This window comes from Paenibacillus paridis, assembly GCF_006345825.1.
Lineage (GTDB): Bacteria > Bacillota > Bacilli > Paenibacillales > Paenibacillaceae > Pristimantibacillus > Pristimantibacillus paridis.
Map to the genome: position 1 here is coordinate 236,443 of NZ_VCIX01000092.1, position 17,611 is coordinate 254,053.

A 17,611-nucleotide genomic window follows, 5' to 3' on the forward strand; every position below is an offset into this window, starting at 1 on the left:
GAACCTACCATGTCAATGATTCATGTACAAAACCTGACATTTTCATATCCTAGCAGCTTTGATCATATTTTTAAGGATGTTAATTTTCAAATAGATACGGATTGGAAGCTTGGATTTATTGGCCGTAATGGTCGAGGCAAGACGACTTTTTTCAATCTTTTATTAGGAAAATATGAATACAACGGAAAAATTATTTCTTCAGTAGAATTCAGTTATTTTCCATATCCAGTCTTGGATAAAAGCAGATTCACCTATGAAATATTGGAAGAGATAAGTCCTCAAGCAGAGGATTGGGAGTTTCTTCGAGAAATGTCCTATTTAGATGTCGATGCTGAAGTGATGTACCGACCATTTGCAACATTATCGAATGGGGAACAAACGAAGGTTTTACTGGCTGCACTTTTCTTGAATGAAGGGAAATTTTTATTAATTGATGAGCCAACCAATCACTTAGATATCCATGCGAGAAAGATGGTTTCTAACTATTTAAAAAGGAAAAAAGGCTTCATTTTAATTTCACATGATAGAAATTTTTTGGATGGTTGTGTTGACCATATCTTGTCAATAAACCGAACCAATATAGATGTTCAAAGTGGTAATTATTCTTCTTGGAAGCTGAATTTTGATAGACAGCAAGAGCATGAAGAAAAAACAAATGAGCGTCTACAAAAAGACATTGGAAGGCTGCAACAATCATCAAAGCGTTCCGCCAATTGGTCTAATCAAGTAGAAGCTTCCAAAAATGGTACAACAAATTCTGGTTCTAAATTGGACAAGGGGTATGTAGGACATAAAGCTGCAAAAATGATGAAACGTGCAAAAAACTTGGAATCAAGGCAAAATAAAGCCATAGAAGCAAAGTCAACGCTGCTGAAAAATGTGGAAAAAACGGAGTTATTACAGTTAGAGCCTTTAGAATACAAATCGAAAGAACTCATTCAGTTATCGGACGTGTCTGTTAGGTATGATGGTGAATTAGTTCATACGCCAATAAGTTTTAAAGTTGAAGCAGGAGACCGAGTGGTGCTTGACGGAAAGAATGGCAGCGGGAAAAGCAGTATTTTACAACTGATTCTAGGAAAGCCGCTCCAGCATACAGGTACCTTGAACGTTAGTTCAGGCCTTGTTATTTCTTATGTACAGCAAGATACCTCTCATTTAAAGGGGAAATTATCTGATTTTATTGAAGAAAATCAGATTGATGAACCGATATTTAAGTCCATTCTACGTAAGATGGACTTTGACCGTATCCAGTTTGAAAAAGATATATCCCACTATTCTGGTGGACAAAAGAAAAAACTGCTTATAGCTAAAAGTTTATGTGAAAAAGCTCATTTATATATTTGGGATGAGCCGCTAAATTTTATTGATGTTTATTCACGAATGCAAGTGGAAGAGCTTATTAAAAGCTTTAATCCAACCATGGTATTTGTTGAGCATGACCAGACATTCCAAGAGGAAGTTGCAACGAAAACGGTAGCCTTATAGTTAAACTTGGAGTAATGCATATTATGTTGCTTCATTAATATGAGGCCTAACTTCGTGTTATTTCCTTAAACTTAGCAAGTACTTTGAAAGAACAAGACAGCTGCCGACTTTTAATCGGCAGCTGTCTTTTATTCAACGATTGCTTGCTTGTGGTTTGGACGAAACTTATGAAAATTGGACATTAAAGAGAAGAACTAATGAAAACCAAAGGCTCAGAAAATAAAAGAAAAAACTTAATTCCACTTTGCATTAAAGTGAAAATCTGATAGGATATAAATTATAGTCTATAGATTTAGTAAGGATTAAAGGGAGGCACTTTTTTCATGGACAAATTGATGCTTGATTCCATAGATGAAACGACACATCTAGATCAACTCGAGGCTGAGGCGATTTATATTATTCGGGAAGTAGCGGCGGAAAGCGAAAATCCCGTGATGCTGTACTCGATCGGTAAGGATAGCTCTGTGATGCTGCATTTGGCGTTGAAAGCATTTTATCCGGAAAAGCCGCCGTTTGCTTTCATGCATATTGACACCACGTGGAAGTTCAAAGAGATGATTGAATTCCGCGACCGCAAGGCGAAAGAATTCGGAATTAACATGATTGTTCACTCCAATCAAGAAGGAATTGAGCAAGGAATCAACCCCTTCGATCATGGTTCCGCGTATACGGACATTATGAAAACCCAAGCTCTGAAGCAGGGCCTAGACAAGTACGGATTTACGGCTGCTTTTGGCGGCGGAAGACGTGATGAGGAAAAGTCACGTGCGAAGGAGCGGATTTTCTCATTCCGTAACAAAAATCATGCTTGGGATCCGAAAAATCAGCGGCCGGAAATGTGGAAGCTCTACAACACAAGAATTAATAAGGGCGAAAGCATCCGCGTATTCCCCATTTCCAACTGGACGGAAAAAGATATCTGGCAATACATTCGCAGAGAGAACATTGATATTGTGCCTCTCTATTTTGCGAAAGAAAGACCTGTCGTTAATCGCGATGGACAGATCATCATGGCGGATGATGAGCGGATGAAGCTTGAGCCAGGCGAGAAGATTGAAATGATGAGGATGAGATTTCGCACATTAGGCTGTTATCCGTTGACTGGCGGCGCCGAGTCAAATGCGGACACGCTGGATGCTATTATTGAAGAAACGCTTGGTGCGGTATCATCCGAACGGACAACAAGGGTTATCGACCAAGAAGAAGCGGGCAGCATGGAAAGACGTAAACGGGAGGGCTATTTCTAAGATGAAAAGTCTGCTTAAATTTATTACTTGCGGTAGTGTGGATGACGGAAAATCCACTTTGATTGGACATATGCTTTATGAGGCTAAGCTTTTGTTCGCCGACCAGGAGAGAGCATTGGAGCTCGACAGCAGGCTGGGCAGCCGTGGCGGGAAAATTGACTACTCCTTGCTTCTTGACGGGCTGATAGCCGAACGTGAGCAGGGAATTACGATTGATGTGGCATTTCGGTATTTTACGACGGATCACCGTTCGTTCATTGTAGCGGATACGCCGGGGCACGAAGAATATACACGCAACATGGCCGTAGGCGCATCATTTGCGGATCTTGCCGTTATTCTGGTGGATGCAACCAAAGGGATTATTACTCAAACGAAGCGCCATACCCGGATTTGCGCCCTCATGGGGATTAAGCATCTGGTCTTGGCGGTAAACAAAATGGATTTGGTGGGCTTTGATACAAAGAAATTTGATGAAATCAAAAAAGAATTCTCTCGCCTCACCACAGAATTCCGGTTTGAAAGCATTCAGGTGATCCCTGTTTCTGCAACCGAAGGGGATAACATTACAAAGAAATCGCCTAATACGCCATGGTACGAGGGTCTTGCTTTGCTGCCCTATTTGGAAGGTGTTGATGTTCATTCGAACGATGACGTTAAGCCGTTTATGATGCCCATTCAGCGGGTATGCCGACCGGACCACACATTCCGCGGATTTCAAGGCCAGATTGAAGCCGGCAGTATCGCAGTTGGCGATGAGCTGACAACTCTGCCTAGCCGTGAGAAGGCGAAGGTGAAACGCATCTTTGTCACCGATCAAGATAGGAATTCGGCTCATGCCGGGCAGCCTGTCACAATTCAATTGGATCGGGAAGTCGACGTTTCACGAGGCTGCGTGTTTACGAAGGACAATCAGCTCCAAGAGGCGGACAGCTTTAGCGCCACGATTCTTTGGATGGATGATTCTGTCCTGACGCCGGGAAAAGATGTTCTGGTGAAGGTAGGTACAAAGGTTCTTCCTGGTACGGTCACGAAAATTAATCATAAAATCGATATTAATACAGGAAATACCATTACAGCCGATCATGTGGTTAAGAATGAAGTGGCTAAATGTGAATTTTCATTATCGGATGGTATTGTTTTTGATACGTTTGAAAAAAATAAAAGCATCGGCGGATTTATTCTCATCGATCGTGTAACGAATATGACATCCGCTTGCGGCGTCATTATCGAAGCTCTTCAAAGCACGGACAATGCCGACCGGATCGATATGGAAATTACAAGAGATGTTCGTGCCCAGCAAAAAGGACAGCAGCCATTAACGCTTTGGCTTACTGGTTCAGTTGCGGACAACTCGGCTGTTGCGAAGGAAATCGAAAAACGATTGGTAGCGAGAGGCTATCATACGATGTTAATCGACAACAGCTTAGGCGAATCTGTGCGGCAAATCGCGGGTTATGCCACTTTGCTAAACAATGCGGGACTTATTGCATTGGTACTGCCTGGTACGACGAACGGCAACGACCAAGCCATTGCACAAGAAATCATCGGCCAAGCCTTTTTGCCAATCGATATAGCTGTTAACAGCAAGTCGATCGAAGAAGCGGCCAATGCTGCCGTGAAAATGGTTGTGAAGGCTCTCATTCAAGTTTAGTTATATGTTAAATTCGGTCAGGACATGAAGATAAGCATAGAATGCTTCCTATAAAAGCGTATATAAGAAGGGGCTTTCCAGAAAGTCAGTAAAAGCTGACTGCTGGAAGCCCCTTTTCATATGTAGACTTAAAGTCTTTTTTGCTCAATACAACCTCCATGCTTAATGGTCAGAATCTCGCGTATCGAGATTTGCAGAAGCTAGCCGGAACAATGGTGGAGTAGATAAACCTAATCAGGAAGTAAACAACGGGTAAGCATGTAAAGAGTTGCACATTGTTGCCCAAGTAAAGAGCGAATATACTGAAAAAGTATACAAATAGGGGCTCCTAAATTGATATTGATTACGAAAATCGGAGGTAAGGGTATGAAAGTGCAAAAAAAGCCACGCAACGGAATGAGAGCGCTTACGATTCTCCTAATCACAGCATTCACGATTACGGCTTGCTCGGACGGTAACAGCAAGTCAGGCAACGAAACGAAACCCACAGCTACCAGCAACACTGACAACGGAGGCAATAAGGAAACGGACAAAGGGGTTGTTGACGGCCCGTTCGGAAAGTACGATCCGCCAATCGAAGTATCGTTCGTTAGACATCTGAGCGATGTTGTCGAGAATAACGTGCTCGGTGTATTGAAAGATGAAACGCTAGAGGATAACCGATGGACACGCGTGTATGAAAAAGAGCTTGGTATTAAAATTGTCAACGATTGGGTGGTCAAGGGAGATATTTCGTCGGATCAATATTTGCAAAAAATCAATGTGACTTTGGCGTCGGGAGACCTTCCAGACTTTATTCCGGTAAATGCGACGCAGCTTAAGCAGCTTGCGGATTCCGATCAGATTGAAGACGTGACGAAGCTATTTGAGGATTATGCTTCCCCTGCCCTTAAGGAAGCATTGCTGTCAGAGGGCTCCAGTCCCTTTGATGCGGTAACGCTAAACGGAAAGCTGATGGCGATCCCAATGGTGGAATCCTCCATTGAACGTTCTATGTTCATCTGGATCCGCACAGATTGGATGACGAAGCTCGGCTTGCAGCCTCCGAAAACAATGGCCGACGTGCTTGCAATATCCAAGGCATTCACGGAGCAGGATCCTGACGGCAATGGCAAACCGGATACGTTCGGACTTGGTTTTACTAAGAATCTATGGGGCGGCACGATGGGTCTAGATGGCTTTATGGCCGGCTACAACGCTTTTCCGAACATTTGGGTGGAGGATGCTTCAGGAAGCCTTGTGTTTGGTAGCGTTCAGCCTGAAGTGAAGACGGCGCTTCAAGCACTGCAGACTATGTCTAAAAGCGGTCAAGTGGATCCTGAATTCGGTATTAAGGATGGAGGAAAAGTATCCGAGCTGATTGCCGGAGGCAAGATTGGTATGCAATACGGTGAGCAATGGAATTCTATCTATCCACTCCAATTGAACAAAAACAATGATCCGAATGCACAATGGCAAGCGTTTCCAATTGTTACGGAATCCGGTGACACAGCCAAGATTCCTCTTAAATTCAGCACGGCCCGGTTCTACGCGGTGAAAAAGGGAGTCAAGCATCCAGAAGCTCTCATAAAGCTGTTCAACATGCATTTGGAGAAAATCTGGGGCGAAACAGGCGATTTCGGTTATTATTTCGCACCTCCTGAAGCCGAGAGTGTATGGCAGCTATCACCAGTAACCCCTTATCCACTGAAGAAAAACGTAGAAGCCTTCCGCGCGCTTGATGCGGCTCGCAAGGCAGGCGACATGTCTACGCTAACAGGCGAAGCGAAAACCATTCAGGAGAAAATGGATTCGTATTATTCAGGCTCGACAGAAGGGTTCGCTGTATGGGGCTGGGAGCGTATCTACAGTGAGGAAGGTTCGATGGGCATAACGGACCAATATGATAAAAACAATCAGTTTCTTCATGAAAAATTTGTAGGAGCGCCTACGCCGACGATGGTGGAGCGCAAATCGACGCTTGAGAAGCTACAGAATGAAGTGTTCGTCAAAATTATCCTAGGAGCTCCTATCGAAACCTTTGACAAGTTCGTAGAGGATTGGAAGAAGCTTGGCGGAGATCAAATAACTAAAGAAGTTAATGAATGGTATGCATCTTCGAAATAAAAGACTGGCAAGCCGGTGAAGGAACGGAAAAGAGTAGAGGCAGGAATCTAGCGCACCTCTACTCCTCCTGTTTCATGACCGGATAGGAGGGACAACAACGAATGGGAGCCAAGATCAGGAGAGAGCTGCCGCTGCACTTGATGATCGTGCCGGGGTTAATCTTTATTATTTTATTTTCATATGTACCTATGTCAGGAATCGTGATTGCTTTTCAAAAGTTTATACCCGCCAAGGGCCTGTTTGGTGATCAGCAATGGATCGGGTGGGACAACTTCGCTTATGTCATGCAATTGCCGAGTTTCACGCAAGTGTTGTTGAATACATTGTTAATTTCTAGCTTCAAGCTTATTTTAGGACTGATGGTGCCGATCGTGTTCTCTATTTTGCTTAACGAAGTTAAGAACGCGGCGATGAAACGTACAGTTCAAACGACCATTTATTTGCCTTATTTCCTTTCATGGGTCGTGCTTGGCGGTATTCTGATCGATATCCTCTCGCCGTCAGGCGGTATCGTGAATGAACTGTTAGTATCAATCGGGTTGCCCAAAATCTTTTTTCTTGGGGATAACAATTGGTTTCCAGTGACACTGATCGGATCAGATGTGTGGAAAAATTTCGGGTATGGGACGATTGTGTATTTGGCAGCAATTACAGGCATCGATCCCGGATTGTACGAGGCGGCGACGATCGACGGCGCCAACCGATGGCGTAAAGTTTGGCATATTACGCTACCGGGAATGAGAATGGTTATCGTGTTATTGTCTGTGCTGAGCCTAGGACAGCTATTGAATGCCGGTTTTGATCAAGTGTTTAATCTATATAGCCCCCAGGTATATGAAAGCGGGGATATTCTAGACACCTTTGTCTACCGGATCGGTTTACTTGATGCGCAATATGGCGTGGCAACGGCGGTCGGCTTCTTTAAATCGATTGTTTCGTTGGTTCTGATCTCGGCTTCGTATTTCTTTGCCTATCATTTTGCTAAATATCGGATCTTCTAGGAGGCGAGAAGCCATGGGCCTATCAAATAAAACAAAGACAAATCAAACTAGAAAGCTCCAGTGGTTTCCGATCGTCAATACGATCGTTCTACTGTTTGTAGCGATACTCTGTATATTTCCGCTTATTCATATTATTGCAGTCTCATTTAGTGCCAGCTCTGCTGCGGCAGCCGGGTACGTTAAGCTCTGGCCGGTTGATTTCACGCTGGCTTCCTACGAATACACCGCAAGCCGAGGGGAATTTTGGCAGTCTATGTGGGTTTCCATTAAGCGGCTGGGGATTGGAACGCCGTTAAACTTGTTGCTGACAATTTTGGTTGCTTACCCGCTGTCGAAGGAATCGCATGCTCTTCGATTCCGACTCATCTATGCTTGGGCATTTTTTCTAACAATGCTATTCAACGGTGGATTGATCCCGTGGTACGTTACGCTTAAGGAATACGGGCTGCTCAATTCGATCTGGGCGCTGGTACTGCCAGGAGCTGTGCCGGTATTCAGCATCATTTTGCTACTCAATTTCTTCAGGGAGGTTCCGAAGGAGCTAGAGGAAGCAGCGCTCATTGATGGCGCGGGCCAATGGACGACATTATGGAAAATATACGTTCCCATTTCAAAGCCTGCCCTTGCAACCCTAGCGTTGTTCGCTATGGTAGAGCATTGGAACAGCTGGTTTGATGGGTTGATTCTCATGGGGAATCCTAGCAATTATCCATTGCAAAGTTACATTCAAACGATCGTCATTCAGCAGAATCTGTCCAATGTGTCGAGGGACGAACTTCTGGCCTTAGCCCAAATCTCCGATAGGACGCTGAAGGCCTCACAAATCTTTTTAGGCTCATTGCCAATCATTATGGCGTATCCGTTCTTGCAGAAATATTTCGTAAAGGGCATCGTATTAGGAAGCGTAAAGGGATGAATTGGAAAATAGGTAAAAGACAGGTGTGGAAAGATCGGATATAATGAAAGAAAATGGTGGGGGAGACATTGTTGTTCAAAAGCCATGGTATTTCACTCGGAAATTCGATTTTTCTGCGACTTCTGATTACTTTTATGCTTATTATGCTTCCTCTGTTGTCACTCGGCGTGTATATCTACAACTGGATCGTCCAGACAGCCCGTGAGGATATTTCCAAGACAGCCGTATCGCAAATCGCCTATTATCTCTCAGACATGGAGAAAGAAATCGAGCGGATGAAGCTGCTGCAATACAGCCTTTTGGAAGATGAGGACCTAAATGAATTAGCACTAACCTGGGAAACAATGGATACGATTAGTCGCACGGAGCACATCAATAGTTTATTAAAACGGATTTACACGATTCAGAATAGCAGCATTTACATTCAGGATGTGAGTGTTCATATCGCTCCCATTAGAAAGACGTTATCCGTAGACGGGGTGCATAATTTCGACGAAGAGCGTTTCCTCGGTATTCGCTCCGTTTTCGGGCGCGGTTCACAAATTATTGAGTTTAATGGGAACCTTTTCTTGAGTGCGCTCAAGGTTGGGCGGAGCAAGGAGGCGGAACCGCTTTTTACGGTTGAAATCGCCTTAGACAGCAAGGTACTTCAAGAGGAACTGAATCAGTTTAACTTGTACGCAGACAGTGGAACGATGCTGGTGCATGGAACAAACGGCGTTGTCATCACTAATGGTGTTAACGCTTTCCCTAAGCAAGATATGAAGAGTTTTCTGCTGAAATCGAATGAAGTCATAGACAGGTATACAGATACCGTTGATTTATCGAATATGCGGTATTACTACGTGTACGCAGCTTCTGAGAAGCTAGACTTTTCGCTATATCGATTCATACCGGGAAGGGTATTTCAGGAGCCGCTTGACCGCTTCTATACCTGGGCTTGGTTGTTTCTGACCCTATCGTTAGCCATTATAGCCATCTATGCTTTATCTACCTATAAATTTATTCATAAACCGCTATTGACCTTCGTGAAGAGCTTTCGAAGAATGGAGAATGGGGATCTGGATGTCTATATTAGCCATGCCTCGAAGGATGAGTTCCGTTATTTGTACGGCAGATTCAATCAAATGGTTGCAAACCTTCGTGCCTTGATTGATCAGGTATATAAGCAGAAGATATTGGCCCAGAGGGCAGAGCTTAAGCAACTGCAATCCCAGATCAATCCCCATTTTTTGTATAACAGCTTTTTTATTTTGAACACGCTAGCAAAGACGGGAGATACTGAGCGAATCGAGCAATTTACGACGCTGCTCGGCGAATACTTTCAATTCGTGACGCGTAACGCATCGGACAACGTGCCGCTCAAGCAGGAGATCAAGCATGCGCGCATGTATACCGAGATTCAGGAGCTGCGCTTTTCCAGACGCATCAAGGTAGACTTTCAGCCGCTGCCTGCTGATTGGGACGTTCTGCTCGTTCCGAGGCTGATCGTGCAACCTATTATTGAGAACGCTTTCGAACATAGCCTTGAGAAGAAGGCTCGTGATGGCTTAATCGTAGTTCGCTTTGAGAGTGATGCGGAGGAAGTTCGAATTATTATCGAGGATAACGGAGACCGCCTAACCGCCGAGGACTTGACGAGAATGACAAGGTCGCTCGGCGAGGAGGATGAAGAAGGAGAAATTACTGGCATGGTCAACATCCATCGCCGCATCCAAATGACATTAGGTGGGGGCGGTCTGTCCGTCGCCCGAAGCGGGCTGGGGGGCTTACAGGCAACCCTGAGATTGCGGACGGTGAAAGGAGTGAATGGAGATCAGGCTATTAATCGTAGATGACGAAGAAATCATAACCGACGGACTATACGAGATCCTTAGCAAGCTGCCACTGGACTTGGACTTGTACAAGGCGTACTCTGGCGAAGAAGCGCTGGTTTGGCTGCGGAGAACACGGTTCGACATCGTTCTCTCTGATATTGCCATGCCCGAAATGGACGGTTTAGCCTTAATGGACGTGATTCGTTATAATTGGCCGCATTGCAAGCTTATCTTTCTCACTGGCCATCATGATCTTGAGTCGATGTACCACGCTATACAATGGCCGGGTGTTCGCTATCTGCTCAAGAGCGAAGGGTATAATAAACTAATTGAAGCTGTCGGCCAAGCCGCATCCGAGATCGAAGAAGAACTCAGGACAGCCGACCTTTTACGGCAGTCGAAGGATAGCCAGAATGCTCTGGAGACGCTTGCTACTGGAAATTACATGCGCCATCTTCTGTTTGAGGAAGGTGCCGACGAGACGATGGAGGACAACTTCAGGAGACTAAATATCCGTTTCAACCCCGCTCTTCCCGTTCTGATTTCCCTCGGCAGTTTATCTTTCGCGGAAGAGAAACGTCGCTCTTATGCAGATCGCCAAGAGTCGGCCTTGACGGTCAAGCTTATGGCGGATTCCTATCTGAACGAGAAAACAAGGAGCCTAGGCGTTATCGATCGTTATGGTGATCTCGTCTGGCTTGTCCAGCCAATGCCGTCCCATGAACTCGAGGATGGCGTGTTTGAGAGAACGGTGAAGTTCCTGGAGGGTACGCTAGAATTAATTCAGGACGCATGCCGAGAGTCGCTGTCGATTAAAGTGTCGGTAACGATGGCGACTGAACCTGTGTTATGGCCAGAGCTTCCGGAAGCTTATGACAGGCTGCGTGAACGTCAGCATTTGCGGGCAGGGGATGGAACTCGCATGGTTCAATCCGTACAACTTCATAAAGAAGAATCATCCAGCAGTCTGCGCTGGCGGTTCCCTGGTGAGAAGGTGGAGACGCTGGCTGCGTACTTGGAGGGCGGCAGGCGTACGGAGTTTCTGTGTTTGTTCGATGAGCTCACTATGGATGCTATGGTCGGCAAGGTGCCCTTGGCCTATGCGACGGAGCTGTATTATTCGATTGCACTGGCAATGCTGTCTTACACGAACCGCTGGGGCGATCGGGAGAAGACTCCATCTGGAAACTTGATGCAGTTGGAGGCCCATCCCTCTTGGCACGCGCGTTTCGGCGTCTTGAAGTCGACTGCGGAAGACCTATTCGCTCAACGGTCGAACGGAGAGCACAGCCGTGCAGCGACGGCTATTGATAAGATCTGCGCTTATATCGGAGACAATATTGACGAGGATTTGTCTCTTGTCCGGCTTGCTGACGAAATACATCTCAATCCCTCTTATTTGTCCCGGCTGTTTAAGCAAGAAAGGGGCAGGAAGCTGTCGGAATATATTGAGGATGTCAGGTTCGCGAAGGCTAAAGAGCTGCTAAAGAACACTGATTGCAAAATTTCAGAGATCGGTATAAAAGTGGGATATGAGGCCGCTCATTCGTTCACTCGCGTATTTAGAAAGTGGGCAGGTATGTCGCCTCAGGAGTTCAGGGAACAAGCAGGATTACGAAGACAGGTCTCCAACTAAGTTTTTGAAAGAAAACCGAATATGAAGCTAGTTGTTCGTATGGGCTATTTGCTGTCTCGGCAAATGACGGCGAACTAGATGATGAACGGCGCGGAGCAGTGACTGATGCCTTTGATTGCAGAAATGAAGAAGTATCTCCTTCAGCAGAAAGCGCTTGAAAGCAGCGCCGGAGGACAAAGGAAATTCAGAAACGGTGGCCGTGCAAAGGCCAGCGCAGCGGGCTAGGGTTTGATCGAAGCGGTAAAAGAAAACGGACTGTATCCGTTCCGGCACCTCAAGTATCTATTCGAGCAATTACAGCAGCTCCCGAATTTCCACGCTTCGGGAACGCTGGAGCCGGATTAGCCCTGGTCCTCTTCATTACCAGAAAGTCGCTTGCCTAAATACTTATCCATCCTAAATGGGCTTCCATCTGACTACATTGTGGGGCCTATTTGACGCTCACCAATAAACTAACTATTTATCGATTCCAAGTGAGTTCACGATTTGGTTGTGATTTTATTCTTGGTAAGCGTTAAATACAACCCACCTGTTTATTCTTATTCATTCATGAGAAAATAGAGTCAACCTTATGAACAGGCGGCTGTCTCTTATGATCACGAAAGAATGAAGGCTGCAAGGATGGGAAACGCGTAATGCAAATTACACAAGCATCAGTCTTCGAATGGCTGCTTGGTGCCAAACCCATCACACTAAGAAAGAAACACTTAAATACTGGCTCGTTCGTTACCGTCTGCCTCATCAGCACTCCCAATGTTTCTATCGCCAGCAATAGTTGAAACCTGTCAATTCACAGATATTTTGCGAATAAGGTAGCTCCTACTACACGAGAGAATAGTTCCTTCTATATAGCCTGTCTGTACATAAGAGCGATCCTGATTGGAGTCGATTCTTCGTGTATAGACAGGCTATAGTGCTTTGAGCCGATTGAAGGTCAGCTAATGGTGGATGTTGAAGAAATACGGTCTAATATTCTTAGAATCAAGGTAACGGATTCGGCCCGAGTCGTATAACCACCAGGAGCAAACTTGTTATTGTTTCTTCCCTTAATTATGCCTATGTCCGAGGCTGTTGCAATAGCTGGGTAAGCCCAATCTGGAATTTGGTCTGCATCATCATAGGCGAGCTTAGGACTCGAATCCATCTTGTCTTCGTACCCTAATACGCGCATCAGCATGACGGTGATCTCGGAACGAGTAATCGATCGTGACGGTCTGAACGTCGCGTCTTCGTATCCGTTCACAAATCCGGCAGCTACCGCTTGCGAAACATGGGATTTCGCATACTCGGGAATATGCCCATAGTCCTTAAAAGTTTGTGCCAGGTCTGAATGAGAAGACAGAGCGAGCGCTTTCGAAAGCATCGTAGTGAATTGAGCGCGAGTGACTTCGTTCTGTGGAGCGAATCTGCCATCTGGATATCCGTTGATCCAGCCCATCTCTGTTGCCCTTACAATGTCTTTCTCTGCCCAGTGGCCTTTAATGTCAGAATAGTTAACCAAATTCTTCATAGGAATGTTGATCTTTAACAACAAGCCGGGTTCTGCAGTTGTGCTGCCACCCGTGCTGTCAACCAGTTTGACACGCGCTAATTGAATGGCGGCATCGCTCTGACGCATGGCTTCGAATCGCAACGAAGCGAAGCGCACATGTCCACTCTCTCCCTTGATATGGCCGACCTTTGTGTGCGCGAATGTAATTTTTCCGTTCTCGACGATCGGAGGGACCGTGAAGCCTTCCCAAGTAGTGGATGCTTGACGGAATTTTAAGACCTTCGGATCGTAGGATAGACGTAGCTCGTATCCATAAACGTCCTTCGCGCTATGGCCTTCAATATTGACCACTACTTCATTGCCAATTTTTGAATAAATGATGGAACTGCTTAGTGAATAAGTGGTTTTGTTCTCAGCGTCGGCGTATGTCATGATCGGCAACATTGCAAATAGCAGCAGCGTGGACAGCAACAGCCGAAATATTCGAATCTTCAAACGAATCGTCTCCCTTGTTCATAGAAATCGGAATGAATTGGCGAGGGACAGGTCCAAGGGTATCGACCATATTTGGCGATACCCTTGGGCTGTATAATAACAATTATTTATTCAGGATGAGACGTGCTAGAGCTGAAAGATCCTCAATGTCGATTGTGCTATCATTATTGATGTCGTATTTCTTCACTTGATTCCAATCTGGACTATCTGAGGATTTGCCGTAGGCTTTAGCAACCAGTGCGAGATCACCAACGCTTACTTTGCCGTCACCGTTGTTGTCACCCGGTATTACTGGTTTGCGAATCTCAACCGTATGCGTATCTCCGTCAACTTCGACTTCTACACCTTCGTCGTCGGCAAGCACGAGAAGCGTGACTTCAATATTCGACACTCCGGCTGTTTCCTTGGCTTTGAAGCTTAGCTTAATGAGATCCTTGTTTGGATTATTTGCGCTGTCATTTAAATGAATGCTGAGAATTCGTATAATTCCTTCTTGCTCATCCGTATCCACAATTTTAAAGTTTTCGGAATCCAACGATATGGGCTGTCCGGTAAGCTCTAGCTTATCGGCGTCATATTGGATCGTAACGTCTTGCGCATACACGTTCTTTTTCACGTGTTGCAGACCATAGGTGACATCGAATTGTTGACCTGGTTGCACCAATACTGGGCCTGACAGAGTTGCGGAAGCGGAGACAACTGTCACCTTAGCAGTCGTCTTCTTAACAATACCTTTAATCGTACCCTCTACCTCAAATACTCCTGGCGCGTTAAAAAGCTGCGGGTCAATTGCATCCCAAACAACGGGACGGTCTTCAGTAGTAATTCCTGTAGCGCTGTGATTGACACCTACAGCCAACGTTTCAGGCAGCTCAGGAGCAACTCCAGGTTGTGTAGTAACCTCTACATTCGCTATTTCTCTAATTTTGCTTTGGGAGAATAACCAGTCGATAAGCATGCCGCGCTCTGGATGTACGTATTCGTTATAGACCGGAAGCCATACGGAATGTCCATCGAATCTGTGTCCATTATAAGGAGGATCTAACAATTGGTTAAAAGGAATGATAGTTAACAGGGAGTCGTTCCAATAAGGCGAGTAGGTTTTGTCCGTGTTCACTACAGAGTTGTACAAGAAATCTTCTGCATCGACAAAAGTCCACAACGGCAAATTAGCTACAGCCTTAGCATTTTCCACGGTGTTAGGTCCACCTGCAGGACACAAAGGTGCAGCCGCAGCAGCGAAGTCAGGGAATGTCCGCAGGAAGGTCCATGTGGAGCCTCCGCCCATCGAGAATCCGGTAACATAGACTCGGTTCGGATCAACCTTGCCGGCTTCAATCATTTCATCGATGACAGCTTTCACTTTGTGAATGCTTTGGACAGTTGTTGCATTTCGTGGTGCTAGAACATGAGTAGGATACTTGGCCTGATTCTCAGGGTTGGCCCATATAGTACCGCCGTTACTGAATCGGATAGGCGTATAGATATCATTGCCCTGTCCGCCGCCATGGAAGAATACGACCAACGGCAGCGGCTCTTCAGCATCCTCGTTATAGAAGTAACTGTAATCCAGACCTTCGTGGTTTGCATATTTGTATTTGTCTAGGACAGGGCTGACAGCACCGGTCTGGTTGAATGCGGGTACAATGGAGGAACCGTCTACATATTCAAGTTTGTTTCCGTTATATGTGATCGTATATTTCAGATCGAGGGTGTAGCCTCCATCAATCGTTGTACCGCCGTCGCCCCAACCAACGTCAGCAAAATCAACGATTATATACTGTCCGGTATCGGAAGGAGTACCGGTATCATTTACTTGGCTAGTATAAACATCTGTGACCACGCGTGGGCCGTCATAAACAACATAATCAGCGTTGACCTTTCTAGTAGCTTTCACATGTACTTTAAAGTCTGCTACAGACAATTTGGATTGGCTTACAATGTTGCCTGCGTCAATAATGACAGCATCCGTACGCTCTTCAAAAGCAAAGTTCACATTTTTAAGAATAAACGGTAAAGTGGTATCCGTTGTTGATTCCGAGGCGAAAGCTGAAGGTATGCTGATAACCATTGCTAAGAGAAATACATAAACCGTAATGAATCTTTTCTTAAACATTTTATTGCTCCCTTCAAGACTAATGTTTTAGAAAGCCCCTAATTAATGAAACATATAGTAAGTAATCTCATTCCCCCTTTCTTCTAGTAGTACTTGTGTAAGTTTCAGGAGCACTGTTTGTATACGCTTTCATTATATAAACTACTCAATTGAACGACAATGTGCATCTTTTTACATGCTTACCCGTTGTTTACTAAATTGTGTTTTTTATTTTAAATAATTCCATATAAAGAGATGACATCATGAGCGAACGTTATGCAGTATCACTAGCGTTAATGTTTAGCTAATCGATTATGTTCTTGTTCGCTGTCGATCATGCGATGCTCGACTTGGCTTTTTCTTGAGTTGCCTAATCCACCTATGGCGAAGATTCTACCATTAATGAAATGGACAATCTTAAATATCATGAAATGACGCAGCTACTATTTCAATAGATATCTGATTATGTATATGTAGGTCGCTTCTCGGTAAGTTACCGTAGAGGGATCGCCATTTTTTTATCGTACAAACGCTGTCCTGTAAAAAGCGGTTATAATCTTAATAAAGCAGTGTTATGCATGACGAAGTTGTTACTTTTAGTGTACAGTAGAATGAAGATAAGCGTGGATATCAACAACTGTTTTTAGGTAAGTTGGATGAGGATTTCATTATTATCAATGTCTTATCGATTAGCCTTAAACAATATTACAACCGTGGTTGCCTACTATAGAGGAAGCATTGCATAAGCCGTCCATCTTTTGGTACAGACATGATTCTGCATTTCTTGAGTCTCACGTGCAGCTGAATGATATAAAGCAGGAACTCGAAAATAATTGAACGATCCAGTTGGAGGTAATAGGATGTCAAACTCGGTTGAATTAGTGAAACCATCAGTTGAATACAAGGATGAGTATATGTCGTTTTATAAAGATTGGAAGTCAAGTGAGCAGGATATTACCCCGTGGGTTGTAGAGAAGGATCCTTCTGACTTTAACGCCATGATTGATTTTTTGTACTCCGAAGATACAGAAGAAAAGATAACAAATCTTGGTTTTGTCCCCCATTCTACGTATTGGCTTATAGACAAATATTCAAAGAAAGTCATTGGTGCAGTAAATATTAGACACAAACTCAATGCAAAGCTCCATGATTGTGGTGGACATATTGGTTACGGAATACGCCCATCAGAAAGAAGAAAAGGCTATGCATTTATACTATTAGCATTAACGCTTGAAATAACAAAAAATATGGGTTTAAACAAAGTACTTCTCGTTTGTGATAATGGCAATATTGCGTCAGAAAAAACTATAATAAAAAACGGCGGACAATTTGAATCGGAGTTTATAGAGGAAAGCGGGAACGTTGTAAGACGGTTCTGGATACAGTTATAGCTTTTTTTTGTAAAATATTCATTGATTTCAAATCTATGCATCGTATCATCAACTAAAGAAATTGTAGTGGAATTTCATGAATACTTCAAAAAAATGAAATCTTAGCTGCTCGTTATATTAAGCTACTGAAGGAAGGACATATCATGGGAATCCTTATATTCATAGTAATTATTGCTACTTATATTACATTAATTCAAATCAAATTCCTTCATAAATATAAGAAGCTCATAAATAGAATAACAGCATTTGCATTGAGTTTCTGGTTCGTAATTTTGA

At 44.3% G+C, this 17,611-nt stretch carries 11 protein-coding genes; 9 read left to right on the forward strand and 2 right to left on the reverse strand.

The features are described from left to right. Nucleotides 1-9 precede the first annotated feature (9 nt). From FJQ58_RS23190 to FJQ58_RS23225, 8 genes are all read left to right on the forward strand, one after another. Nucleotides 10-1,488 (forward strand): Lsa family ABC-F type ribosomal protection protein, encoded by a 1,479-nt coding sequence (locus FJQ58_RS23190; protein WP_139997192.1) that lies wholly within the window; start codon nt 10-12, stop codon nt 1,486-1,488. A 323-nt stretch (nt 1,489-1,811) separates the two neighbouring features. Next, nucleotides 1,812-2,735: a sulfate adenylyltransferase subunit CysD gene (gene cysD / locus FJQ58_RS23195; protein ID WP_238404283.1), complete on the forward strand. Its 924-nt coding sequence runs from the start codon at nt 1,812-1,814 to the stop codon at nt 2,733-2,735. 1 nt (nt 2,736) lies between these two features. After that, nucleotides 2,737-4,386, forward strand: coding sequence for a GTP-binding protein (locus FJQ58_RS23200; protein ID WP_139997193.1), 1,650 nt, complete (start codon nt 2,737-2,739; stop codon nt 4,384-4,386). 366 nt (nt 4,387-4,752) lie between these two features. Next, complete coding sequence (locus FJQ58_RS23205; protein WP_139997194.1) at nt 4,753-6,492, forward strand: extracellular solute-binding protein; 1,740 nt, start codon at nt 4,753-4,755, stop codon at nt 6,490-6,492. 101 nt (nt 6,493-6,593) lie between these two features. Then, the gene (locus tag FJQ58_RS23210) at nt 6,594-7,493 is read left to right on the forward strand and encodes an ABC transporter permease (protein ID WP_139997195.1); all 900 of its coding nucleotides are present in this window, start codon (nt 6,594-6,596) and stop codon (nt 7,491-7,493) included. A 13-nt stretch (nt 7,494-7,506) separates the two neighbouring features. Further along, entirely contained in the window at nt 7,507-8,409 is a 903-nt protein-coding gene (locus FJQ58_RS23215; protein ID WP_139997196.1) for a carbohydrate ABC transporter permease, read from the forward strand. 71 nt (nt 8,410-8,480) lie between these two features. Next, nucleotides 8,481-10,247 (forward strand): sensor histidine kinase, encoded by a 1,767-nt coding sequence (locus FJQ58_RS23220; RefSeq protein WP_238404284.1) that lies wholly within the window; start codon nt 8,481-8,483, stop codon nt 10,245-10,247. After that, a complete protein-coding gene (locus tag FJQ58_RS23225; protein ID WP_139997198.1) occupies nt 10,219-11,862 on the forward strand; it encodes a helix-turn-helix domain-containing protein in 1,644 nt (547 codons plus the stop codon). The genes FJQ58_RS23220 and FJQ58_RS23225 overlap by 29 nt, the downstream gene beginning before the upstream one ends. Before the next feature lie 934 nt (nt 11,863-12,796). On the opposite strand, the gene FJQ58_RS23230 is transcribed toward FJQ58_RS23225, so the two are convergent. Together FJQ58_RS23230 and FJQ58_RS32425 are read right to left on the reverse strand one after the other, a co-directional pair. Continuing rightward, nucleotides 12,797-13,849, reverse strand: coding sequence for an S-layer homology domain-containing protein (locus FJQ58_RS23230; RefSeq protein WP_139997199.1), 1,053 nt, complete (start codon nt 13,847-13,849; stop codon nt 12,797-12,799). 103 nt (nt 13,850-13,952) lie between these two features. Continuing rightward, a complete protein-coding gene (locus tag FJQ58_RS32425; RefSeq protein WP_162341725.1) occupies nt 13,953-15,965 on the reverse strand; it encodes a cohesin domain-containing protein in 2,013 nt (670 codons plus the stop codon). An 839-nt stretch (nt 15,966-16,804) separates the two neighbouring features. Between FJQ58_RS32425 and FJQ58_RS23240 the strand changes: the two genes are divergently transcribed. Continuing rightward, nucleotides 16,805-17,335 (forward strand): GNAT family N-acetyltransferase, encoded by a 531-nt coding sequence (locus FJQ58_RS23240; RefSeq protein WP_139997200.1) that lies wholly within the window; start codon nt 16,805-16,807, stop codon nt 17,333-17,335. The last annotated feature ends 276 nt before the right edge of the window (nt 17,336-17,611 follow it).

Excerpts from the sequence above, each read along its gene's own strand:
- FJQ58_RS23215 (WP_139997196.1), top strand. The coding sequence starts at position 7,507 with ATGGGCCTATCAAATAAAACAAAGACAAATCAAACTAGAAAGCTCCAG.
- FJQ58_RS23205 (WP_139997194.1), top strand. The coding sequence starts at position 4,753 with ATGAAAGTGCAAAAAAAGCCACGCAACGGAATGAGAGCGCTTACGATT.
- FJQ58_RS32425 (WP_162341725.1), bottom strand. The coding sequence starts at position 15,965 with ATGTTTAAGAAAAGATTCATTACGGTTTATGTATTTCTCTTAGCAATG.
- FJQ58_RS23210 (WP_139997195.1), top strand. The coding sequence starts at position 6,594 with ATGGGAGCCAAGATCAGGAGAGAGCTGCCGCTGCACTTGATGATCGTG.
- cysD (WP_238404283.1), top strand. The coding sequence starts at position 1,812 with ATGGACAAATTGATGCTTGATTCCATAGATGAAACGACACATCTAGAT.
- FJQ58_RS23240 (WP_139997200.1), top strand. The coding sequence starts at position 16,805 with ATGTCAAACTCGGTTGAATTAGTGAAACCATCAGTTGAATACAAGGAT.
- FJQ58_RS23200 (WP_139997193.1), top strand. The coding sequence starts at position 2,737 with ATGAAAAGTCTGCTTAAATTTATTACTTGCGGTAGTGTGGATGACGGA.
- FJQ58_RS23190 (WP_139997192.1), top strand. The coding sequence starts at position 10 with ATGTCAATGATTCATGTACAAAACCTGACATTTTCATATCCTAGCAGC.
- FJQ58_RS23225 (WP_139997198.1), top strand. The coding sequence starts at position 10,219 with ATGGAGATCAGGCTATTAATCGTAGATGACGAAGAAATCATAACCGAC.